Here is a 21,525-nt window from a genome sequence, read left to right on the forward strand (position 1 = left end):
TGTGTCCTCTCTTTGGTACTAAGCTTTACTTGGAGTAAAGCTCGACGATCAGGTGTTCGTTAATGTCCGCAGACAGATCAGAACGCTCCGGCTTACGCTTGAACGTGCCTTCCATCTTGCCAGCATCAACTTCCAGCCAGGTTGGCTTTTCACGCTGCTCAGCCAGCTCCAGAGCGGCTTTCACGCGAGACTGCTTTTTCGCTTTCTCACGAATGCTAACAACGTCATTCGGACTAACCTGATAAGAAGCGATGTTAACAACACGACCGTTTACCATGATAGCCTTGTGGCTAACCAGCTGGCGTGCTTCTGCACGAGTGGCGCCGAAGCCCATACGGTATACAACGTTGTCCAGACGACCTTCCAGCAGAGCCAACAGGTTTTCACCGGTGTTGCCTTTCAGACGTGCTGCTTCTTTATAGTAGTTACGGAACTGACGCTCCAGCACACCGTAGATACGGCGAACTTTTTGCTTTTCACGCAACTGCACACCATAGTCAGACAGACGCGGTTTACGCGCACCGTGCTGGCCAGGAGCTTGTTCAATTTTACACTTGGTATCGATCGCGCGAACGCCAGACTTAAGGAATAAGTCGGTGCCCTCACGACGGCTCAGCTTGAGCTTAGGACCCAAATATCTTGCCATTTTCTTTCTCCAACAATCCTAGAAAACGAGCGCGTTATACGCGACGTTTTTTCGGCGGACGACAACCGTTATGAGGGATCGGAGTCACATCAGTAATATTAGTGATGCGGAAACCAGCGGCGTTCAGAGCACGAATAGTAGATTCGCGACCCGGACCCGGACCTTTGACCATAACTTCCAGATTCTTGATGCCGTATTCTTTAACGGCTTCTGCACAACGCTCTGCTGCAACCTGAGCTGCGAACGGAGTGGATTTGCGAGAACCACGGAAACCGGAACCACCGGCTGTTGCCCAACCCAATGCGTTACCCTGACGATCAGTAATAGTAACGATGGTGTTGTTGAAAGAAGCATGGATATGAGCCACGCCGTCAGAGACTTGTTTTCTTACACGTTTACGTGCACGAATTGGTGCCTTTGCCATTATTCAATCACCCCGATTATTTCTTGATCGGTTTGCGCGGACCCTTACGGGTACGTGCGTTGGTCTTAGTACGCTGACCGCGCACTGGCAGACCACGACGATGACGCAAACCGCGATAGCAACCAAGATCCATCAGGCGCTTGATGCTCATGCTGATTTCACGGCGCAGATCACCTTCAACGACAAATTTGGCAACTTCGTCACGCAGCGTGTCGATTTGTTCTTCAGACAGCTCACTGATCTTAACATCTTCAGCGATACCCGCTGCAGCCAGGATGGCTTTGGAACGGGTCTTGCCGACGCCGTAGATCGAAGTTAATGCGATCACGGCATGTTTTTGATCAGGAATGTTAATGCCTGCTATACGGGCCACTATGCACTCCTATAATTTTACTTGTACGCACCATGCTGAAAAGCCCGTTTTCAGGATACTCAAATGGAAACGCACAGACATACAAAAGATTGGCTGGCTAATCTAGCCAGCTCAACCCAACTTTGCAAGAAAAATATGCGAAATAATCAGCCTTGGCGCTGTTTATGTTTCGGCTCGGCACTGCAAATCACGCGGATGACGCCATCACGCTTAACGATTTTGCAGTTACGGCATAATTTCTTGACGGAAGCACGAACTTTCATTTTTACTCTCCGTAACTTCTCGGGCGACCATTAACGGCCATAGCCTTTCAGGTTCGCCTTCTTCAATGCAGACTCGTACTGACTTGACATCATCAGAGTTTGCACTTGAGCCATAAAGTCCATAATCACGACAACAACGATAAGCAGCGAGGTCCCACCGAAGTAGAACGGCACTTTCATCGCATCACGCATGAACTCCGGGATCAGGCAGATAAAAGTAATATACAACGCACCAATCAAAGTCAGGCGTGTCATTACCTTATCGATATACTTCGCCGTTTGCTCTCCCGGACGAATTCCTGGTACAAATGCACCGGACTTCTTCAGGTTATCTGCTGTTTCACGCGGATTGAAAACCAACGCCGTGTAGAAGAAACAGAAGAAGATGATTGCAGACGCATAGAGTAACACATAAAGCGGTTGCCCAGGCTGCAAATACAGCGAAATTGTTGTCAGCCAGTTCCAACCAGTACCGCCCCCGAACCATGACGCGATGGTTGCCGGGAACAGAATAATACTGGAAGCGAAAATTGCCGGGATTACCCCCGCCATATTCACTTTCAGCGGCAAATGTGTGCTCTGAGCAGCATAGACACGACGACCCTGCTGACGTTTCGCGTAGTTTACCACAATGCGGCGTTGACCACGTTCAACGAATACAACAAAGAACGTCACTGCAAATACTAATACTGCAACCAACAGCAACAGGAGGAAGTGCAGGTCGCCTTGACGCGCTTGCTCGATAGTATGGGCAATGGCTGGCGGGAGTCCCGCAACGATACCGGCGAAGATAATGATTGAGATACCGTTACCGATACCACGCTCAGTAATCTGTTCGCCGAGCCACATCAGGAACATTGTCCCTGTAACCAGACTTACAACAGCGGTGAAATAGAATGCAAAGCCCGGGTTAATAACCAGGCCCTGCATACCAGGCATATTCGGCAAACCGGTAGCAATACCGGTTGCCTGAAATATTGCCAGCACCAGAGTGCCGTAACGGGTGTACTGGCTAATCTTGCGACGACCAGATTCCCCTTCTTTCTTCAGTTCTGCCAGGGCCGGATGAACGACCGTCAGCAGCTGGATAATAATTGATGCCGAGATGTACGGCATAATACCCAAAGCGAAGATAGAAGCACGGCTGAGAGCACCACCAGAGAACATGTTAAACATTTCAATGATGGTGCCTCGCTGTTGCTCAAGCAGTTTGGCAAGTACAGCGGCATCAATACCAGGGATCGGAATAAAAGAGCCAATACGGAACACAATAAGCGCACCGATAACAAACAGCAGTCTGCGTTTCAGCTCGCCTAAGCCACCTTTGGCACTTTGAAAATCTAATCCCGGTTGTTTAGCCATCTGCTACTTATTCCTCGATTTTACCGCCAGCAGCTTCGATAGCAGCACGAGCGCCTTTAGTAACACGCAGGCCACGAACAGTTACCGGAGTAGAAACTTCACCAGACAGGATCACTTTCGCGAACTCGATCTGAATACCGATAATGTTTGCTGCTTTCAGCGTGTTCAGGTCAACTACGTCGCCTTCTACTTTAGCCAGATCAGAGAGGCGGACCTCTGCAGTGATCATTGCTTTACGAGAAGTGAAACCGAATTTCGGCAGACGACGGTACAGAGGCATCTGACCACCCTCGAAACCGCGACGTACGCCACCGCCAGAACGAGAGTTCTGACCTTTGTGACCACGACCACCGGTTTTACCGAGGCCAGAACCGATACCACGACCCAGGCGTTTACCCGCCTTTTTGGAGCCTTCGGCCGGAGACAGAGTATTTAAACGCATCTCTTACTCCTCAACTTTAACCATGAAGGAAACCGCGTTGACCATACCACGAACAGCAGGAGTATCCTCGCGCTCTACGGTGTGACCAATACGACGCAGACCCAGGCCAAGCAGCGTTGCCTTGTGTTTCGGCAGACGACCGATTGCACTGCGGGTTTGAGTAATTTTAATAGTCTTTGCCATGGTTTATTTCCCCAGAATTTCTTCAACGGATTTACCACGCTTGGCAGCGACCATTTCTGGAGAATTCATATTTTCCAGGCCATCAATAGTTGCACGAACCACGTTGATCGGGTTGGTGGAACCATATGCTTTAGCCAGAACGTTATGAACCCCAGCGACTTCCAGAACGGCGCGCATTGCACCACCGGCGATGATACCGGTACCTTCGGAAGCCGGCTGCATGAATACACGAGAACCCGTGTGAGTACCCTTAACCGGGTGCTGCAGGGTGCCGTGGTTCAGCGCGACGTTAATCATATTGCGACGGGCTTTTTCCATCGCTTTCTGGATCGCTGCTGGAACTTCACGCGCTTTACCGTAACCAAAACCTACGCGACCGTTACCGTCACCTACCACAGTCAGAGCTGTGAAGGAGAAAATACGACCACCTTTAACGGTTTTAGATACGCGGTTTACCGCGATCAGCTTTTCCTGCAGTTCGCCAGCTTGTTTTTCGATGTGAGCCATCTTACACCTCTACCTTAGAACTGAAGGCCAGCTTCACGGGCAGCATCTGCCAGTGCCTGGACACGACCATGATATTGGAACCCGGAGCGGTCAAAGGACACATCTTTGATGCCTTTTTCCAGAGCGCGTTCAGCGACAGCTTTACCCACAGCTGCAGCCGCGTCTTTGTTACCGGTGTACTTCAGTTGTTCAGAGATAGCTTTTTCTACAGTAGAAGCAGCTACCAGAACTTCAGAACCGTTCGGTGCAATTACCTGTGCGTAAATATGACGCGGGGTACGATGTACCACCAGGCGAGTTGCGCCCAGCTCTTTGAGCTTGCGGCGTGCGCGGGTCGCACGACGGATACGAGCAGATTTCTTATCCATAGTGTTACCTTACTTCTTCTTAGCCTCTTTGGTACGCACGACTTCGTCGGCGTAACGAACACCCTTGCCTTTGTAAGGCTCAGGACGACGGTAGGCGCGCAGATCAGCTGCAACCTGACCGATCAACTGTTTATCAGCGCCTTTCAGCACGATTTCAGTTTGAGTCGGGCACTCTGCAGTGATGCCAGCCGGCAGTTGATGGTCAACAGGATGAGAGAAACCTAAAGCCAGGTTTACTGCATTCCCTTTAACCGCTGCACGGTAACCTACACCAACCAGCTGCAGCTTCTTAGTGAAGCCTTCGGTAACACCGATAACCATTGAGTTCAGCAGGGCACGCGCGGTACCAGCCTGAGCCCAACCGTCTGCGTAACCATCACGCGGACCGAAAGTCAGAGCGTTATCTGCATGTTTCACTTCAACAGCATCGTTGAGAGTACGAGTCAGCTCGCCGTTTTTACCTTTGATCGTGATAACCTGACCGTTGAGTTTTACATCAACGCCGGCAGGAATAACGACCGGTGCTTTAGCAACACGAGACATTTTTTCCTCCGATTAGGCTACGTAGCAGATAATTTCGCCACCAAGACCAGCCTGGCGCGCTGCACGATCAGTCATAACACCTTTAGAGGTAGAAACAACTGCAATACCCAGACCACCCATAACTTTCGGCAGCTCATCTTTTTTCTTATAGATGCGCAGACCTGGGCGGCTGACACGCTGAATGCTTTCTACAACAGCTTTGCCCTGGAAGTATTTAAGAGCTACTTCCAGTTCAGGCTTGGTGTCGCCTTCGATTTTGAAATCTTCAATAAAACCTTCTTCCTTCAGCACGTTGGCAATTGCCACTTTCAGCTTGGAGGAAGGCATGGTGACCGCAGCTTTGTTCGCGGCCTGACCGTTACGGATACGGGTCAGCATATCCGCGATCGGATCTTGCATGCTCATCTGTCTTTACTCCCGTGATTCAATTGGTGACAATTACCAGCTAGCCTTTTTCAGACCCGGGATTTCACCGCGCATAGCGGCTTCACGGACCTTAATACGGCTCAACCCGAACTTCCGCAGGAAAGCGTGCGGACGACCAGTTTGACGGCAGCGATTACGCTGACGAGACGGGCTGGAATCACGCGGCAGAGTCTGCAGCTTGAGAACGGCATTCCAACGATCTTCGTCGGTTGCGTTCACATCAGAGATGATAGCTTTCAGTTCAGCGCGTTTAGCGAAGAATTTATCAGCTAAAGCTACGCGCTTTACTTCGCGTGCTTTCATTGATTGCTTAGCCATTAAGTAACCCTACCTTACTTGCGGAACGGGAAGTCAAAGGCAGCCAGCAGAGCACGGCCTTCTTCATCAGATTTCGCAGTAGTGGTAATGGTAATATCCAAACCACGCACGCGGTCGACTTTATCGTAGTCGATTTCTGGGAAGATGATCTGCTCACGGACACCCATGCTGTAGTTACCACGGCCGTCGAAAGACTTAGCGGACAGGCCACGGAAGTCACGGATACGCGGTACAGCAATAGTGATCAGGCGCTCAAAGAACTCCCACATGCGTTCGCCACGCAGAGTTACTTTACAGCCGATCGGATAGCCCTGACGGATTTTGAAGCCTGCAACAGATTTGCGTGCTTTGGTGATCAACGGTTTTTGACCGGAGATTGCTGCCAGGTCAGCTGCTGCGTTATCCAGCAGTTTCTTGTCAGCGATCGCTTCACCAACACCCATGTTCAGGGTGATCTTCTCGACCCGAGGGACTTGCATGACAGAATTGTAGTTAAACTCAGTCATGAGTTTGTTAACTACTTCGTCTTTGTAGTAATCATGCAGTTTCGCCATCGTACTACTCCAAATTACTTGATAGTTTCGCTGTTAGACTTGAAGAAACGGACTTTTTTGCCGTCTTCGAATCTAAAGCCTACACGGTCAGCCTTGCCGGTTGCCGCATTGAAGAGTGCAACGTTAGAAACCTGAATAGCAGCTTCTTTTTCAACGATGCCGCCTGGTTGGTTCAGGGCCGGAACCGGCTTCTGATGTTTCTTAACCAGGTTGATACCTTCAACAATGACCTTGCCGGAAGACAGGACATTCTTAACTTTACCGCGTTTACCTTTATCTTTACCGGTTAACACGATAACTTCGTCATCACGACGGATTTTCGCTGCCATGATTCGCTCCTTAGAGTACTTCTGGTGCCAGAGAGATAATTTTCATGAACTTCTCGTTGCGAAGTTCACGAGTTACCGGCCCAAAAATACGCGTACCGATAGGCTGCTCGCTGTTATTGTTTAAAATAACGCATGCATTACCATCGAAGCGAATGACAGAACCGTCCGGGCGACGAACACCCTTCTTGGTGCGCACCACTACCGCCTTCAGCACATCACCTTTTTTGACCTTACCACGCGGAATTGCTTCTTTGATGGTGATCTTGATGATGTCGCCTACGCCTGCGTAGCGACGGTGCGAGCCACCCAGAACCTTGATACACATTACGCGACGTGCACCGGAGTTGTCGGCGACGGTCAGCATAGTCTGTTCTTGGATCATTTTAGTGCTCCGCTAATGTCAACTACTACTGAGACCCTAAAAACGGGTCGTTAAAAAAGCCCCATATCGGGGGCGCGGCATTATAACACCGCTTCTTAGATATGGGTAGAAAAAATAAACGGCCCATCGCTGGACCGTTTATTATTGAGAATGCGTACTGTATTACAGAACCGCTTTCTCTACAACGCGAACCAGCGTCCAGGACTTAGTCTTGGACAGCGGACGGCATTCGCGGATTTCAACCACGTCGCCGATGCCGCATTCGTTGTTCTCGTCATGTACGTGCAGTTTGGTCGTACGCTTGATGAATTTACCGTAGATCGGGTGTTTCACAAAACGTTCGATAGCAACAACAATGGATTTCTCCATTTTGTCGCTAACTACGCGACCTTGCAGAGTACGGATTTTATCGGTCATTACGCACCCGCCTTCTGAGTCAGTAAAGTCTTAACGCGTGCAACATCACGACGAACCTGCTTCAGCAGGTGAGTCTGTTGCAGCTGGCCACTTGCAGCCTGCATACGCAGGTTGAACTGCTCACGCAGCAGGTTCAGCAGCTCAGCGTTCAGCTCTTCAACGCTTTTTTCACGCAGCTCATTTGCTTTCATTACATCACCGTCTTAGTTACAAAGGTGGTTTTAATCGGCAGTTTTGCTGCTGCCAGCTCGAAGGCTTCACGGGCCAGCTCTTCCGGAACGCCGTCCATTTCATACAGGACTTTACCCGGCTGAATCAAGGCAACCCAATACTCCACGTTACCTTTACCTTTACCCATACGAACTTCCAGCGGCTTCTCGGTGATCGGTTTGTCCGGGAATACACGGATCCAGATCTTACCCTGACGCTTAACTGCACGTGTCATGGCACGACGTGCTGCTTCAATCTGACGAGCGGTCAGACGACCACGGCCAACAGCTTTCAGACCGTAAGTGCCGAAGCTCACATCCGTGCCCTGCGCCAGACCACGGTTGCGGCCTTTGTGCACCTTACGGAATTTTGTACGCTTTGGTTGTAACATCAGCGACGCTCCTTATTTACGGCCTTTACGCTGCTGCTTTTTCGGTTGAGCAGCCGGTTTTTCCGGTTGTTCAACAGCAGCCATACCACCAAGGATCTCACCTTTGAAGATCCACACTTTAACGCCGATTACACCATAAGTGGTGTGCGCTTCAGAGGTGTTGTAGTCAATGTCAGCACGCAGAGTGTGCAGCGGAACACGACCTTCGCGGTACCATTCAGTACGTGCGATTTCCGCGCCGCCCAGACGGCCGCTAACTTCAACTTTGATACCTTTAGCGCCCAGACGCATTGCGTTCTGTACAGCACGCTTCATAGCACGACGGAACATTACACGACGTTCCAGCTGAGAAGTGATGCTGTCAGCAACCAGTTTTGCGTCCAGTTCAGGTTTACGAACTTCGGCGATATTGATCTGAGCAGGAACGCCAGCGATATCCGCTACGACCTTGCGCAGTTTTTCTACGTCTTCGCCTTTCTTACCGATAACGATACCCGGGCGAGCGGTGTGAATGGTCACACGGATGCTCTTAGCCGGACGCTCGATAACGATACGAGATACGGACGCTTTAGCCAGTTCCTTAGTCAGGTACTGGCGTACTTTAAAATCGCTGTCCAGGTTGTCAGCGAATTCTTTGGTGTTCGCGAACCAGGTAGAGTTCCAAGGTTTGACAATACCCAGGCGAATACCATTAGGATGTACTTTCTGACCCATTGCTAGTCTCCAGAGTCTCAGCGATCGGACACAACCACAGTAATGTGGCTGGTGCGCTTCAGGATGCGATCTGCACGACCTTTTGCACGCGGCATAATGCGCTTCATGCTCGGGCCTTCGTCTACGAAAATTTTCGCAACTTTCAGATCGTCAATGTCAGCGCCATCGTTGTGTTCAGCGTTAGCAATGGCAGATTCCAGAACTTTCTTGACCAGTACAGCCGCTTTCTTATTGGTGTAGGTCAGAATATCCAGGGCCTGCGACACTTTCTTACCGCGAATCAGGTCAGCAACAAGGCGTACCTTCTGAGCAGAAGAACGAGCATGGCGATGTTGAGCTAAAGTTTCCATCTCTTCCTCCTACCTTATTTCTTCTTCGCTTTTTTATCAGCAGCGTGGCCGCGATAAGTACGAGTCGGTGCGAATTCACCCAGTTTGTGACCGACCATTTCGTCGGAAACAAATACCGGAACGTGCTGACGACCATTATGGACAGCGATGGTCAAACCGATCATGTTAGGAAAGATCGTTGAACGACGGGACCAAGTGCGCAGGGGCTTCTTGTCTCCGCTTTCCACCGCTTTCTCTACCTTCTTCAGCAAGTGCAGGTCAATAAAAGGACCTTTCTTGAGAGAACGTGGCATGGCTTATCCTCTAATATTATTTGCTACGGCGACGTACGATAAATTTATCAGTACGCTTGTTGCTGCGGGTCTTCTTACCTTTGGTCTGAACGCCCCACGGAGTTACCGGGTGCTTACCAAAGTTACGACCTTCACCACCACCATGTGGGTGGTCGACTGGGTTCATCGCAGTACCGCGAACGGTAGGACGAACACCACGCCAGCGTGCAGCACCTGCTTTACCCAGAACGCGCAGCATATGCTCAGCATTGCCAACTTCGCCCAGAGTAGCGCGGCAGTCTGCTTCGACTTTACGCATTTCACCAGAACGCAGACGCAGGGTGACATAAGCACCATCACGAGCAACGATCTGAACGTAAGTACCAGCGGAACGTGCCAGCTGACCGCCTTTACCTGGTTTCATTTCTACGTTATGAACGGTAGAACCAACCGGGATATTGCGCATCGGCAGGGTGTTGCCTGCTTTGATTGCAGCATCAACGCCAGACTGAATCTGGTCGCCAGCTTTCAGGCCTTTAGGGGCCAGGATGTAACGGCGTTCGCCATCTTTGTACAGAACCAGCGCGATGTTCGCGGAACGGTTCGGATCGTACTCAAGACGCTCAACAACTGCCGGGATACCGTCTTTGTTGCGTTTGAAGTCAACCAGACGATAAGCCTGCTTGTGGCCACCACCGATGTGACGAGTGGTGATACGGCCATTGTTGTTACGACCACCGGATTTGCTGTTTTTTTCCAGCAGCGGAGCAAAAGGTTTGCCCTTGTGCAGCTCAGGGTTAACCACTTTAACTACGTGGCGACGACCCGGAGATGTCGGTTTACATTTAACAACTGCCATTGTATTACTCCTCCGACTTACTCAGCGCCGCCAACGAAGTCCAGATTCTGGCCTTCTTTCAGGGTGACGTAAGCTTTTTTCCAGTCGCTACGACGACCGATACGCTGTCCGTGACGTTTAACTTTCCCTTTAACAACCAGGGTGTTAACGACTTCGACTTCGACTTCAAACAGTTTCTGCACAGCAGCTTTGATTTCTGCTTTGGTCGCGTCTTTAGCAACTTTGAGAACGATGGTGTTAGTTTTTTCCATCGCAGTAGACGCTTTTTCAGAAACGTGCGGTGCGCGCAGCACCTTCAGCAGACGTTCTTCACGAATCATGCCAGCATCTCCTCAACTTGCTTAACAGCATCAGCAGTCATTACGACTTTGTCGAAGGCGATCAGGCTAACCGGGTCGATACCAGTTGCATCGCGTACGTCAACCTTATGCAGGTTGCGCGCAGCCAGGAACAGGTTTTCGTCCAGCTCACCGGTGATGATCAACACATCTTCCAGAGCCATGTCTTTCAGTTTCTGTGCCAGCAGCTTAGTTTTAGGCGCTTCTACAGAGAAAGATTCGACAACGATCAGACGATCCTGACGTACCAGTTCGGACAGAATGCTTTTCAGCGCGCCGCGGTACATCTTTTTGTTAACTTTTTGACTGTGGTCCTGCGGACGCGCAGCGAAAGTTACGCCACCAGAACGCCAGATCGGGCTCTTGATAGAACCAGAACGCGCACGGCCGGTACCTTTCTGGCGCCACGGTTTTTTACCGGAACCAGTTACTTCAGCACGAGTCTTCTGAGCACGAGAACCCTGACGTGCACCAGCTGCATAAGCAACAACAACCTGGTGTACCAGCGCTTCGTTAAAATCACGACCGAAGGTAGTTTCGGAAACAGTCAGCGCGCTCTGCGCGTCTTTCAATACTAATTCCATTGCTATCTCCTCACGCCTTCACAGCTGGTTTAACGATCAGGTCGCTACCGGTTGCACCCGGGACCGCACCTTTAACCAGCAGCAGGTTGCGCTCAGCGTCAACACGTACTACGTCCAGGCTCTGAACAGTGACACGTTCGTTACCCAGCTGACCTGCCATTTTCTTGCCTTTGAACACTTTGCCCGGAGTCTGGTTCTGACCGATAGAACCCGGAACGCGGTGAGACAAGGAGTTACCGTGGGTAGCGTCCTGGGTACGGAAGTTCCAGCGCTTAACGGTACCTGCGAAACCTTTACCTTTAGAGGTGCCAGTTACGTCAACTTTTTTAACTTCGGCAAACAGCTCAACGCTAATGCTCTGACCTACGGTGAACTCTTCGCCGTCAGCAAGACGGAATTCCCACAGACCACGGCCAGCTTCTACGCCAGCTTTAGCGAAGTGACCCGCTTCCGGCTTGGTTACACGGTTAGCTTTTTTAGCACCAGTGGTAACCTGAACAGCGCGGTAGCCATCGTTAGCCAGATCTTTAACCTGAGTAACGCGGTTTGCTTCAACTTCGATTACGGTTACTGGGATAGATACGCCATCTTCAGTGAAGATGCGGGTCATACCCACTTTTTTACCGACTAAACCAATCATTGTTTCAACCTCTCAATCGCTCGATGACCTGATTAACCCAGGCTGATCTGCACGTCTACACCGGCAGCCAGGTCCAGACGCATCAGAGCATCAACGGTTTTCTCGGTTGGCTCAACGATGTCAACCAGACGCTTGTGAGTGCGGATTTCGTACTGATCGCGCGCGTCTTTGTTGACGTGCGGGGAGATCAGAACGGTGAAGCGCTCTTTGCGGGTCGGCAGCGGGATCGGACCACGGACTTGCGCACCAGTGCGCTTAGCAGTCTCGACGATTTCCGCGGTTGATTGATCGATCAGACGATGATCAAACGCTTTCAGGCGGATACGGATTCTTTGGTTCTGCATGAGACCAGAGCTCCAATTATTTTATAGACGAAATGATTACTCCTCATACCCATTACGATTGATGGGAGAGTGTAACCGTTCTTACATAGCCCCCCGATTGGGAGCATTGTTTGATAGCCAAATACGCTATCAGGGTTCATATCGAACCAGCCGTCAATTACGACAAGCCCGCGCATTATACGTAAATCTGGCATTTACGCAAGGGCCGTTTATAAATTAAACGCCTGTGCGTGAAGCGTCGCGCATCGCATGCCGCGCTATGCAAGGCAGTTATCTTTTTCTGGAGCTTGTACGCAAGAGCGCTCTTGCCCCTCTTTTGCCGTTTATCTCTGTCGCTGATGCTTTATCGCCAGCGAGCATGCGGAGGTTATATGGCAGGTACAATTCTCTTTATATGTATTTACCTTGTACTTAATACATTGCTGGTTTGGTATGACGTCCGGCAGGGCCTTCTACCCGATCGCTTCACCTGCCCTCTTCTCTGGAGTGGGCTGTTTTATTGTGGCTGGTTCAATCCCATGCTGTTACAGGAAAAGGTATTAGGAGCTATTGCGGGTTACGTCGGATTCGCGGCACTTTATTGGGGGTATCGCTTCCTACGTAATAAGGAAGGACTCGGCTATGGTGATGTGAAATTTCTGGCGGCCCTGGGTGCCTGGCATGGCTGGGAAGTCTTACCCTTGCTTGTCTTTGTTGCCGCATCACTTGCGTCCGGCGCCGCTTGCCTTATGTCCATAAGACGCAGAAGCATGCAGATAATAAAAAACCCGCTGCCTTTTGGTCCATTCCTGGCGGGCGCGGGTTTGTTCATGGCTTACCAAAGCATCTTTAGGTCGATGGTTAATCTTGAACCTTAATTTGCGACTGGAGATAGTTCTGCAAACCAATCTTGCCGATAAGGTCCAGCTCGGTTTCCAGCCAGTCAATGTGGCCTTCTTCATCGGCCAGGATTTCAATCATCATGTCCCGGCTGACATAATCGTGCACGCTGTCAGCGTAGGCAATGGCTTCACGCAAATCCCTGGCACCTTCCAGCTCCAGTCGTAAATCGGACTGTAGCATCTCTTCAACGTCTTCACCGATACCGAGTTTGCCCAGATCTTGCAGATTTGGAATGCCTTCAAGAAACAAAATACGCTCGATGTATTTATCGGCGTGTTTCATTTCATCGATGGATTCATGATATTCAACATCATTAAGGCGCATCAGGCCCCAGTTCTTGAACATTCTCGCGTGGAGAAAATACTGGTTGATTGCGACAAGCTCGTTTCCCAATAACTTATTGAGATAATTTATAACTTTGACATCACCTTTCATTATAGTCCCTCCGCTTCCACTCATTGAAGCGTAGATCGGGCTACAGGGAAGTCAAAAAAAAGCAGAAGACTCAGGCGGTTTCTTTATATTCCGGGATCTGCAGCAACTCATCCTGCATGATTTCGCGAGCAGCGCGTACGCACTTACCACACTGATTTCCCACAGGAATAAACTTGCGCAATTGCTGGAATGATTGAGGATGGAACTGGCGTACAGCCTGGCGAATTTTTTTATCACTTACACCATTACACAAACAAACGTACATAATCACTCCCGTTCAATTTATGCGCAAAGTGTAAATGAGAATAGTTATGATTACAATAGCACAGCGATGTTTGTATGGTGGGATAATGAGAAAAAATGCGAACAAATATGATGGCAGACAGCAAGAAGGCAGGCAGCAAAAAGGGCGCCTTAGCGCCCTTTTCAGTTCAAAACTAATTAACGAGTAATTAGCCCAGAACTTTTGCTACAACGCCCGCGCCTACAGTACGGCCGCCTTCACGGATTGCGAAACGCAGACCGTCGTCCATCGCGATCGGGTGGATCAGGGTAACAACCATTTTGATGTTGTCGCCCGGCATTACCATCTCTACGCCTTCCGGCAGTTCGATGGTGCCAGTCACGTCAGTTGTACGGAAGTAGAACTGCGGACGGTAGCCTTTGAAGAACGGAGTATGACGGCCGCCTTCGTCTTTGGACAGAATGTACACTTCGGATTCGAACTTGGTGTGCGGCTTGATGGTGCCCGGCTTAGCCAGTACCTGACCACGTTCGATTTCTTCACGTTTGATACCACGCAGCAGAACACCCACGTTCTCACCAGCACGGCCTTCGTCCAGCAGTTTGCGGAACATTTCAACGCCGGTACAGGTAGATTTCGCAGTATCTTTGATACCAACGATTTCAACTTCTTCACCCACTTTGATGATACCGCGCTCTACACGACCGGTAACAACGGTACCACGACCGGAGATGGAGAATACGTCTTCGATCGGCAGCAGGAACGGCTTGTCAATCGCACGCTCTGGTTCCGGGATATAGGTATCCAGGTGGCCAGCCAGTTCGATGATTTTCGCTTCCCACTCAGCTTCGCCTTCCAGCGCTTTCAGAGCAGAACCACGAACGATCGGAGTGTCGTCGCCCGGGAAATCGTACTGAGACAGAAGTTCACGAACTTCCATTTCAACCAGTTCCAGCAGCTCTTCGTCATCAACCATGTCGCATTTGTTCAGGAACACGATGATGTACGGAACGCCTACCTGACGACCCAGCAGGATGTGCTCACGAGTCTGCGGCATCGGACCGTCAGTCGCAGCAACAACCAGGATCGCGCCGTCCATCTGCGCAGCACCGGTGATCATGTTTTTAACATAGTCGGCGTGGCCCGGGCAGTCTACGTGTGCGTAGTGACGGATCGCAGTATCGTACTCAACGTGAGAAGTGTTGATGGTGATACCACGTGCTTTTTCTTCCGGCGCGTTATCGATCTGGTCGAATGCACGAGCCTGGCCACCGTAAGTTTTGGACAGAACGGTAGTGATTGCAGCAGTCAGAGTAGTTTTACCGTGGTCAACGTGGCCGATGGTGCCGACGTTAACGTGCGGTTTTGTACGTTCAAATTTTTCTTTAGACACGGCTATATTCCTTACTATAGTGCTCCCCCCTTATGGAGAGAGCACGGGACTTTGGTTTTAACCCTGCGGCTTATTTACCACGGGCTTCGATTACGGCCTGAGCAACGTTGTTCGGGGCATCATCATACTTCAGGAATTCCATAGTGTACGATGCGCGACCTTTGGTCAGAGAACGCAGCTGAGTTGCGTATCCGAACATTTCAGACAGCGGTACTTCAGCGTGGATCTTAACGCCAGTCACTTCGGATTCCTGACCGCGCAGCATACCGCGACGACGGCTCAAGTCACCAATAACGTCACCAGTGTTCTCTTCCGGAGTCTCTACTTCAACCTTCATGATCGGCTCAAGCAGAACTGGTTTTGCTTTCTTAAAGCCTTCTTTAAAGGCAATAGACGCAGCCAGTTTAAACGCCAGTTCAGAGGAGTCAACGTCATGGTAAGAACCGAAGTGCAGACGCACGCCCATGTCAACTACCGGGTAACCAGCCAGCGGACCAGATTTCAGCTGCTCCTGGATGCCTTTATCAACGGCCGGGATGTATTCGCCAGGAATTACACCACCTTTAATGTCGTTGATGAACTCGTAACCTTTCGGATTTGAGCCCGGCTCCAGCGGGTACATGTCGATAACGACATGACCATACTGACCACGACCACCAGACTGTTTCGCGTGTTTACCTTCAACATCGGTAACTTTCTGACGAATCGCTTCACGGTAAGCAACCTGAGGTTTACCTACGTTAGCTTCAACGTTGAATTCACGTTTCATACGGTCAACGATGATATCGAGGTGCAGTTCACCCATACCAGCGATGATGGTCTGGTTAGATTCTTCGTCAGTCCATACACGGAAAGACGGGTCTTCTTTAGCCAGACGGCCCAGAGCCAGACCCATTTTTTCCTGGTCAGCTTTGGTTTTCGGTTCTACTGCGATGGAGATTACCGGTTCCGGGAATTCCATACGCTCCAGAATGATCGGGTGATCCGGGTTACACAGGGTGTCACCGGTGGTCACGTCTTTCAGACCGATAGCTGCAGCGATATCGCCCGCGCGAACTTCTTTGATCTCTTCACGTTTGTTCGCGTGCATCTGCACGATACGACCAAAACGTTCACGAGCCGCTTTCACGGAGTTCAGTACGGTATCACCAGAGTTAACCACGCCAGAGTACACGCGGAAGAACGTCAGGTTACCTACGAACGGGTCGGTAGCGATTTTGAATGCCAGCGCAGAGAACGGCTCGTCATCACTTGCGTGACGTTCAGCCGGGGTATCTTTACCGTCGTCCAGAATACCGTTGATTGCCGGTACGTCAGTCGGTGCAGGCAGGTAATCAATTACCGCATCCAGCATCGCCTGAACACCTTTGTTCTTAAATGCAGAACCACAGGTTACCAGGATGATTTCGTTGTTCAGAACACGCTGACGCAGCGCTTTCTTGATCTCTTCCTCGGTCAGCTCTTCGCCGCCCAGGTATTTTTCCATCAGCTCTTCAGACGCTTCAGCTGCGGACTCGATCAGGTTCTGGTGCCATTCGTCAGCCAGGTCCTGCATGTCAGCCGGGATATCTTCGTAAACGAAGGTAACGCCCTGGTCTTCATCGTTCCAGTTGATGGCTTTCATTTTCACCAGGTCAACAACACCGGTGAAACCTTCTTCAGCACCAATCGCCAGCTGCAGCGGAACAGGGTTCGCGCCCAGACGGGTTTTGATCTGACCAACAACTTTCAGGAAGTTCGCGCCCATACGGTCCATTTTGTTAACGAACGCGATACGCGGAACTTTATATTTGTTTGCCTGACGCCATACGGTTTCAGACTGCGGCTGAACACCACCAACTGCGCAGTAAACCATTACCGCGCCATCAAGAACACGCATGGAACGTTCTACTTCGATGGTGAAGTCAACGTGCCCCGGGGTGTCGATGATGTTTACGCGATGCGGTTCATACTGTTTGGCCATACCAGACCAGAATGCAGTAGTTGCAGCGGAAGTGATGGTGATACCACGTTCCTGCTCCTGCTCCATCCAGTCCATGGTAGCGGCGCCGTCGTGAACTTCACCGATTTTGTGGTTTACACCGGTGTAGAACAAAATACGTTCGGTAGTCGTGGTTTTACCGGCGTCGATGTGCGCACTGATACCGATGTTACGGTAGCGTGCGATGGGTGTTGTACGAGCCATTTGATTCCTCGTTTATTGCTTTAGACGTTCAGATTAAGTGAGCCAGAGCGGGCACCGAAGCGCCCGCCTGGTGACTAAACCGAAGGGATTACCAACGGTAGTGTGCGAACGCCTTGTTGGCTTCTGCCATACGGTGAACGTCTTCACGTTTCTTAACTGCAGTACCTTTGTTGTCTGCAGCATCAGAAAGTTCGTTCGCCAGGCGCAGAGCCATGGATTTATCACCGCGTTTACGAGCAGCTTCAACGATCCAACGCATTGCCAGAGCATTGCGACGAACCGGACGGACTTCAACTGGAACCTGATAAGTAGAACCACCAACGCGGCGAGACTTAACTTCTACAGTCGGGCGCACGTTTTCGAGAGCGACTTCGAATGCTTCCAGTTCGTTTTTACCAGAACGCTGAGCCAGGGTCTCAAGCGCGCTGTATACGATAGATTCGGCAGTAGATTTTTTACCATCTACCATCAGGATATTTACAAATTTAGCCAGCAGTTCTGATCCGAACTTCGGATCCGGCAGAATTTTACGCTGACCAATGACGCGACGACGTGGCATGGAAATACTCCGTTGTTAATTCAGGATTGTCCAAAACTCAAAGAGTTTAGTTTGACATTAATTTAAAACGTTTGGCCTTACTTAACGGAGAACCATTAAGCCTTAGGACGTTTCACGCCATACTTGGAGCGTGCTTGCTTACGGTCTTTAACACCGGAGCAGTCAAGCGCACCACGAACAGTGTGGTAACGAACACCCGGGAGGTCTTTTACACGACCGCCACGGATCAGGATCACGGAGTGCTCCTGCAGGTTGTGACCTTCACCACCGATGTAGGAAGTCACTTCAAAACCGTTAGTCAGACGAACACGACATACTTTACGCAGTGCGGAGTTCGGTTTTTTAGGAGTGGTAGTATATACACGAGTACATACGCCACGTTTTTGCGGGCATGCTTCCAGCGCAGGCACGTTGCTTTTCGCAACTTTGCGTGCACGTGGTTTGCGTACCAGCTGGTTAACTGTTGCCATTAAATAGCTCCTGGTTTTAGCTTTTGCTTCGTAAACACGTAATAAATCGACCTCATATAATATGAGGACGCAGAATTTTATGGCTGTGCTGAAAAGGTGTCAAGAAATATACAACGATCCCGTATCACCAACGCATCTGAGTCTCGTGTTTTACCGCCAGGCTAACGAAATCATTATAGCCAACCCTGACGACACTGCTCGAAATTTGACCAGACAGACCCCGCGCATCAATGTCTTCATTCAGCGCATGCACCGTTATGGGGGCATTTAGCAGCAACTCAAGGTACTGCCCGCCTTCCAGAGCCGCAATCACACCATCGGAAAGCAATAAAAGATCGTCCCCACTGCGTAAGGTTCGCAGTAACGTTGCCATATCACATTGCCAGGGAGAATGAGTCAAAGTGTGCAACATAAATGCCTCAAAACGTCATGACAACATCGTACCCATCTAATTGATCGCGAAGCGCATCCGGTTCCAGCAGTTGCGCTGGTAACACAAATTGCGTCGCATCACTCAGGCCACGCTCGCGAAGCGATGCCTGACAAACCCAACAGGTTTCGATGTCATAAAGAGGAAGAACTTTAAAGGTCGCGATGTAATCTCGTGCCAGGATAGCGTTCGGCTGTTGATTCACCAGCAACTGGAAGACACCGTCACCAATAAAAAACACGCCGATATCATCGGTAAAAGCGGACGCGGCCATTAATGCATCAAGGCCTTCACGTCCGGCAGCAGATCCATGCGGCGCAGAGCTAAAGATAAAAGCGATACGTTTCATTAAAATTGCACCACACGATCGCACGTTAATGCCGCTTCGGCCAGCGCCCCCAGGCCCGAGAGCGTGAACCCCGGCTGGAGATTAGCGCAAGGCAAGCCCTGTTGACTGGCCTCGTTTTCATCAACAACGCCCCGACGCAGCGCCGCCGCAACGCAGATATGCAATGCAACCTGATGCTGCTCATGCAGACGTTGCCATGCGCGAACGAGATCAAACTCGTCCGAGGCGGGAGAGGTCAACACGTTCGCATTGCTGACCCCGTCCTGGTAGAAAAAGACACAATCCAGCTCATGCCCACTGGCCAGCAGCGCGCAGGCAAACTGCCAGGCACTGCTCGCCTGCTGGGAACCATAAGCCGGGCCTGTGACCATTAAGGCAAAACGCATTACCGATCCTGCCCGGAGAAGTCACCGCTTTTGAACTGACGGATATACAGATAAACGGTGTGCTTGGAGATATTCAAACGATCCGCCACCTGGTTGATGGCATCTTTGATATCGAAGATACCTTTTTCATAGAGGTTCAGAACGATTTGGCGATTTTTGGCGTTATTGGAAACGTTACGATCGGCATTCACTTCTTCAATCGTGAACTCAAGGGTCTGAGTTACCAGATCCTCTACCGAAGAGGCAAAGTTGACAGACGAACCTGCATCCGGTGTTTCTGGCGGGATAAAGGTGTTCATGATTTGCGAGAACGGCACGTCAAGGTTCATGTTGATGCACAACAGACCAATGACCCGATGATCGCGATTACGAATAGCAATAGTCACCGATTTCATTAAAACGCCGCTTTTCGCGCGCGTGAAGTAGCACTTGGACACGCTACTGTCCGCACCGGTCATATCATGCAGCATACGCAATGCAAGGTCAGTAATCGGCGAACCGATTTTACGCCCGGTGTGCTCGCCGTTAGCGATACGAATGGCGGAACATTTCAGATCCTGCAGGGAGTGCAAAACAATTTCGCAGTGAGAACCAATGAGCATCGCTAACCCGTCCACAACGGCTTCGTATGACTTAAGAATATCGAAGTCTGTTTGATCGAAAGGACGTTGATCCAGTAAATCAAGTTCACTGGTTTCGTTGGTTAAAAGCGACCTGGACATGAAAAAAAGCACTCCTTTTCAGGAGCCTGTCGTTATGTTTTCAGGGCAGGCTCGACATTTACACAGAGGATTAAATTAATACAGCGTGGGTGACGCTTTCCAGAATTATATACATTTTATGCTTCAAGCTGCTTCTTTGTTGGCGGCATCAGCGCTGTCTGGTCACAGATTTGAGTATGCGTGAGAAATACTGGTATTCCCGCCCCGAAGCAGTATGAATGATATGTATCTCTGTGCTGCAATAAAAAAACCGCCGCTCAAAAGGCGGCGGCGTTTACATCATTATTTTTTGCTTGCGTCCGCGGGCTTATCGCCCGTAGCGGCTGGCGCATCAGGCGCAGCTGCTGCATCTGGCGCGGCAGATGCGTCTGCTTTCGGTGCTGGTTTGATATCCAGCAGTTCTACGTTAAAGACCAGCGTAGAGTTAGCCGGAATACCCGGAACGCCGTTTTTACCGTAAGCCAGTTCTGGCGGAATCACGAGTTTGATTTTGCCGCCTTTCTTGATGTTTTTCAGCCCTTCGGTCCAGCCAGGGATAACACCATCAAGACGGAAAGAGAGCGGCTCGCCACGGGTATAAGAGTTGTCGAACTCTTTACCGTCAATCAGCGTACCTTTGTAGTTAACGACTACGGTATCGCTGTCTTTCGGCGCATCACCCGTACCTTCTTTCTCTACCTGATAGAGCAGGCCAGTAGAAGAGGTTTTAACGCCTTTCTCTTTAGCGAACGCATCACGGAAAGCTTTGCCCTTGGTTTCGTTTTCCAGAGCGTCTTTTTCCATTTTTTCCTGCGCGGCTGTCTTCACGCGGGTTTCAAACGCCTGCAGAGTCTGTTCGATCTCCTGGTCGGTCAGTTTACTCTTATCAGCAAACGCATCCTGAACACCTGCGATCAGCTGATCTTTGTCCAGTTTGATGCCCAGTTTTTCTTGCTCTTTCAGGGAGTTTTCCATGTAGCGGCCCAGTGACGCACCCAGCGCATACGCGGATTTCTGGTCGTCATTTTTAAATGCCGCTTTGCTGTCAGCTGCTGCTGCAGTTGCATCTTTCGTTGCGGTTTCAGCAGCGAAGGTCAGCGGCGCATTCAGTGCAACGGCCATCGTGGTCGCCAGCAGCGTGACTTTAAACAGTGATTTCATCCATATCTCCAGGGCCGGGGCATCTCACCCCAGGGTTAAACGTAAATGAGAAACGTACTATAAAACGTTGTGGGCGAAATCAACATAAGGT

38 protein-coding genes are annotated in these 21,525 nt (G+C 50.5%); 1 reads left to right on the forward strand and 37 read right to left on the reverse strand.

What is annotated here, in order from left to right; translation table 11 throughout:
• Positions 1-25: 25 nt before the first annotated feature.
• The 26 genes from rpsD to rpsJ all read right to left on the reverse strand — a co-directional run bounded on the left by rpsD (position 26) and on the right by rpsJ (position 12,239).
• Complete coding sequence (rpsD, locus tag IP582_RS22765) at positions 26-646, reverse strand: 30S ribosomal protein S4 (protein ID WP_000135224.1); 621 nt, start codon at positions 644-646, stop codon at positions 26-28.
• A gap of 34 nt (positions 647-680) precedes the next feature.
• Positions 681-1,070 carry a 30S ribosomal protein S11 gene (gene rpsK / locus IP582_RS22770; protein WP_002919257.1) on the reverse strand — a complete coding sequence of 130 codons (390 nt, stop codon included), beginning with the start codon at positions 1,068-1,070 and terminating at the stop codon, positions 681-683.
• A 16-nt stretch (positions 1,071-1,086) separates the two neighbouring features.
• A complete protein-coding gene (gene rpsM, locus IP582_RS22775; protein ID WP_003863308.1) occupies positions 1,087-1,443 on the reverse strand; it encodes a 30S ribosomal protein S13 in 357 nt (118 codons plus the stop codon).
• Positions 1,444-1,589: 146 nt separating this feature from the next.
• Positions 1,590-1,706 carry a 50S ribosomal protein L36 gene (rpmJ, locus tag IP582_RS22780; RefSeq protein WP_000868187.1) on the reverse strand — a complete coding sequence of 39 codons (117 nt, stop codon included), beginning with the start codon at positions 1,704-1,706 and terminating at the stop codon, positions 1,590-1,592.
• Positions 1,707-1,736: 30 nt separating this feature from the next.
• Positions 1,737-3,068: a preprotein translocase subunit SecY gene (gene secY / locus IP582_RS22785; RefSeq protein ID WP_039076820.1), complete on the reverse strand. Its 1,332-nt coding sequence runs from the start codon at positions 3,066-3,068 to the stop codon at positions 1,737-1,739.
• A 7-nt stretch (positions 3,069-3,075) separates the two neighbouring features.
• On the reverse strand, positions 3,076-3,510 hold the full coding sequence (gene rplO, locus IP582_RS22790) for a 50S ribosomal protein L15 (protein WP_039076819.1): 435 nt from the start codon (positions 3,508-3,510) through the stop codon (positions 3,076-3,078).
• A gap of 3 nt (positions 3,511-3,513) precedes the next feature.
• Positions 3,514-3,693 carry a 50S ribosomal protein L30 gene (gene rpmD, locus IP582_RS22795; RefSeq protein WP_001140434.1) on the reverse strand — a complete coding sequence of 60 codons (180 nt, stop codon included), beginning with the start codon at positions 3,691-3,693 and terminating at the stop codon, positions 3,514-3,516.
• A gap of 3 nt (positions 3,694-3,696) precedes the next feature.
• Complete coding sequence (gene rpsE, locus IP582_RS22800; protein WP_039076818.1) at positions 3,697-4,200, reverse strand: 30S ribosomal protein S5; 504 nt, start codon at positions 4,198-4,200, stop codon at positions 3,697-3,699.
• A 14-nt stretch (positions 4,201-4,214) separates the two neighbouring features.
• The gene (gene rplR, locus IP582_RS22805) at positions 4,215-4,568 is read right to left on the reverse strand and encodes a 50S ribosomal protein L18 (protein ID WP_039076817.1); all 354 of its coding nucleotides are present in this window, start codon (positions 4,566-4,568) and stop codon (positions 4,215-4,217) included.
• Positions 4,569-4,577: 9 nt separating this feature from the next.
• On the reverse strand, positions 4,578-5,111 hold the full coding sequence (gene rplF, locus IP582_RS22810) for a 50S ribosomal protein L6 (RefSeq protein WP_039076816.1): 534 nt from the start codon (positions 5,109-5,111) through the stop codon (positions 4,578-4,580).
• Between the two features lie 12 nt (positions 5,112-5,123).
• A complete protein-coding gene (gene rpsH, locus IP582_RS22815; RefSeq protein ID WP_039076815.1) occupies positions 5,124-5,516 on the reverse strand; it encodes a 30S ribosomal protein S8 in 393 nt (130 codons plus the stop codon).
• Between the two features lie 33 nt (positions 5,517-5,549).
• A complete protein-coding gene (rpsN, locus tag IP582_RS22820) occupies positions 5,550-5,855 on the reverse strand; it encodes a 30S ribosomal protein S14 (RefSeq protein ID WP_039076814.1) in 306 nt (101 codons plus the stop codon).
• A gap of 14 nt (positions 5,856-5,869) precedes the next feature.
• Complete coding sequence (rplE, locus tag IP582_RS22825) at positions 5,870-6,409, reverse strand: 50S ribosomal protein L5 (protein WP_007702494.1); 540 nt, start codon at positions 6,407-6,409, stop codon at positions 5,870-5,872.
• A 14-nt stretch (positions 6,410-6,423) separates the two neighbouring features.
• Entirely contained in the window at positions 6,424-6,738 is a 315-nt protein-coding gene (rplX, locus tag IP582_RS22830) for a 50S ribosomal protein L24 (RefSeq protein ID WP_007724317.1), read from the reverse strand.
• 10 nt (positions 6,739-6,748) lie between these two features.
• Positions 6,749-7,120 carry a 50S ribosomal protein L14 gene (gene rplN / locus IP582_RS22835; RefSeq protein WP_008457164.1) on the reverse strand — a complete coding sequence of 124 codons (372 nt, stop codon included), beginning with the start codon at positions 7,118-7,120 and terminating at the stop codon, positions 6,749-6,751.
• Between the two features lie 162 nt (positions 7,121-7,282).
• Complete coding sequence (gene rpsQ / locus IP582_RS22840) at positions 7,283-7,537, reverse strand: 30S ribosomal protein S17 (RefSeq protein WP_000130100.1); 255 nt, start codon at positions 7,535-7,537, stop codon at positions 7,283-7,285.
• Entirely contained in the window at positions 7,537-7,728 is a 192-nt protein-coding gene (rpmC, locus tag IP582_RS22845) for a 50S ribosomal protein L29 (protein ID WP_032614707.1), read from the reverse strand. Before rpmC ends, rpsQ begins: the two co-directional genes overlap by 1 nt.
• Positions 7,728-8,138 carry a 50S ribosomal protein L16 gene (rplP, locus tag IP582_RS22850; protein WP_007369814.1) on the reverse strand — a complete coding sequence of 137 codons (411 nt, stop codon included), beginning with the start codon at positions 8,136-8,138 and terminating at the stop codon, positions 7,728-7,730. The genes rpmC and rplP overlap by 1 nt, the downstream gene beginning before the upstream one ends.
• 12 nt (positions 8,139-8,150) lie before the next feature.
• Positions 8,151-8,852, reverse strand: coding sequence for a 30S ribosomal protein S3 (gene rpsC / locus IP582_RS22855; protein ID WP_000529945.1), 702 nt, complete (start codon positions 8,850-8,852; stop codon positions 8,151-8,153).
• Between the two features lie 17 nt (positions 8,853-8,869).
• Positions 8,870-9,202 carry a 50S ribosomal protein L22 gene (gene rplV / locus IP582_RS22860; protein ID WP_002919773.1) on the reverse strand — a complete coding sequence of 111 codons (333 nt, stop codon included), beginning with the start codon at positions 9,200-9,202 and terminating at the stop codon, positions 8,870-8,872.
• Positions 9,203-9,216: 14 nt separating this feature from the next.
• On the reverse strand, positions 9,217-9,495 hold the full coding sequence (rpsS, locus tag IP582_RS22865; protein ID WP_001138115.1) for a 30S ribosomal protein S19: 279 nt from the start codon (positions 9,493-9,495) through the stop codon (positions 9,217-9,219).
• 16 nt (positions 9,496-9,511) lie between these two features.
• The gene (gene rplB, locus IP582_RS22870) at positions 9,512-10,333 is read right to left on the reverse strand and encodes a 50S ribosomal protein L2 (protein ID WP_039076813.1); all 822 of its coding nucleotides are present in this window, start codon (positions 10,331-10,333) and stop codon (positions 9,512-9,514) included.
• A 17-nt stretch (positions 10,334-10,350) separates the two neighbouring features.
• Positions 10,351-10,653 (reverse strand): 50S ribosomal protein L23, encoded by a 303-nt coding sequence (gene rplW / locus IP582_RS22875; protein WP_000617546.1) that lies wholly within the window; start codon positions 10,651-10,653, stop codon positions 10,351-10,353.
• A complete protein-coding gene (gene rplD / locus IP582_RS22880) occupies positions 10,650-11,255 on the reverse strand; it encodes a 50S ribosomal protein L4 (RefSeq protein WP_039076812.1) in 606 nt (201 codons plus the stop codon). Before rplD ends, rplW begins: the two co-directional genes overlap by 4 nt.
• Before the next feature lie 10 nt (positions 11,256-11,265).
• Positions 11,266-11,895, reverse strand: a complete 630-nt coding sequence (gene rplC, locus IP582_RS22885; RefSeq protein WP_039076811.1) for a 50S ribosomal protein L3 — start codon at positions 11,893-11,895, stop codon at positions 11,266-11,268.
• 32 nt (positions 11,896-11,927) lie between these two features.
• A complete protein-coding gene (gene rpsJ, locus IP582_RS22890) occupies positions 11,928-12,239 on the reverse strand; it encodes a 30S ribosomal protein S10 (protein WP_001181005.1) in 312 nt (103 codons plus the stop codon).
• Between the two features lie 371 nt (positions 12,240-12,610).
• Between rpsJ and IP582_RS22895 the strand changes: the two genes are divergently transcribed.
• Positions 12,611-13,096 (forward strand): A24 family peptidase, encoded by a 486-nt coding sequence (locus tag IP582_RS22895; RefSeq protein ID WP_193794511.1) that lies wholly within the window; start codon positions 12,611-12,613, stop codon positions 13,094-13,096.
• Here the strand turns inward: IP582_RS22895 and bfr are convergent.
• The 11 genes from bfr to fkpA all read right to left on the reverse strand — a co-directional run bounded on the left by bfr (position 13,080) and on the right by fkpA (position 21,434).
• Positions 13,080-13,556, reverse strand: coding sequence for a bacterioferritin (gene bfr, locus IP582_RS22900; RefSeq protein ID WP_039076809.1), 477 nt, complete (start codon positions 13,554-13,556; stop codon positions 13,080-13,082). The two genes, IP582_RS22895 and bfr, sit on opposite strands and share 17 nt — an antisense overlap.
• A gap of 70 nt (positions 13,557-13,626) precedes the next feature.
• On the reverse strand, positions 13,627-13,821 hold the full coding sequence (bfd, locus tag IP582_RS22905) for a bacterioferritin-associated ferredoxin (RefSeq protein WP_039076808.1): 195 nt from the start codon (positions 13,819-13,821) through the stop codon (positions 13,627-13,629).
• 187 nt (positions 13,822-14,008) lie between these two features.
• Positions 14,009-15,193: an elongation factor Tu gene (tuf, locus tag IP582_RS22910; RefSeq protein WP_047372876.1), complete on the reverse strand. Its 1,185-nt coding sequence runs from the start codon at positions 15,191-15,193 to the stop codon at positions 14,009-14,011.
• Positions 15,194-15,263: 70 nt separating this feature from the next.
• Positions 15,264-17,378: an elongation factor G gene (gene fusA / locus IP582_RS22915; RefSeq protein WP_193794512.1), complete on the reverse strand. Its 2,115-nt coding sequence runs from the start codon at positions 17,376-17,378 to the stop codon at positions 15,264-15,266.
• A gap of 88 nt (positions 17,379-17,466) precedes the next feature.
• The gene (gene rpsG / locus IP582_RS22920; RefSeq protein ID WP_035894363.1) at positions 17,467-17,937 is read right to left on the reverse strand and encodes a 30S ribosomal protein S7; all 471 of its coding nucleotides are present in this window, start codon (positions 17,935-17,937) and stop codon (positions 17,467-17,469) included.
• A gap of 95 nt (positions 17,938-18,032) precedes the next feature.
• Entirely contained in the window at positions 18,033-18,407 is a 375-nt protein-coding gene (gene rpsL, locus IP582_RS22925) for a 30S ribosomal protein S12 (RefSeq protein WP_000246815.1), read from the reverse strand.
• Between the two features lie 124 nt (positions 18,408-18,531).
• A complete protein-coding gene (tusB, locus tag IP582_RS22930; RefSeq protein ID WP_193794513.1) occupies positions 18,532-18,819 on the reverse strand; it encodes a sulfurtransferase complex subunit TusB in 288 nt (95 codons plus the stop codon).
• Between the two features lie 7 nt (positions 18,820-18,826).
• On the reverse strand, positions 18,827-19,186 hold the full coding sequence (gene tusC / locus IP582_RS22935) for a sulfurtransferase complex subunit TusC (protein ID WP_071194924.1): 360 nt from the start codon (positions 19,184-19,186) through the stop codon (positions 18,827-18,829).
• Complete coding sequence (gene tusD, locus IP582_RS22940; protein WP_041851435.1) at positions 19,186-19,572, reverse strand: sulfurtransferase complex subunit TusD; 387 nt, start codon at positions 19,570-19,572, stop codon at positions 19,186-19,188. The genes tusC and tusD overlap by 1 nt, the downstream gene beginning before the upstream one ends.
• Complete coding sequence (locus tag IP582_RS22945; protein WP_041851434.1) at positions 19,572-20,294, reverse strand: transcriptional regulator; 723 nt, start codon at positions 20,292-20,294, stop codon at positions 19,572-19,574. The genes tusD and IP582_RS22945 overlap by 1 nt, the downstream gene beginning before the upstream one ends.
• 282 nt (positions 20,295-20,576) lie before the next feature.
• Positions 20,577-21,434, reverse strand: coding sequence for an FKBP-type peptidyl-prolyl cis-trans isomerase (gene fkpA / locus IP582_RS22950; RefSeq protein ID WP_041851433.1), 858 nt, complete (start codon positions 21,432-21,434; stop codon positions 20,577-20,579).
• Positions 21,435-21,525 lie beyond the last annotated feature (91 nt).

This window comes from Citrobacter sp. BDA59-3 (assembly GCF_015167655.1).
GTDB lineage: Bacteria > Pseudomonadota > Gammaproteobacteria > Enterobacterales > Enterobacteriaceae > Phytobacter > Phytobacter diazotrophicus.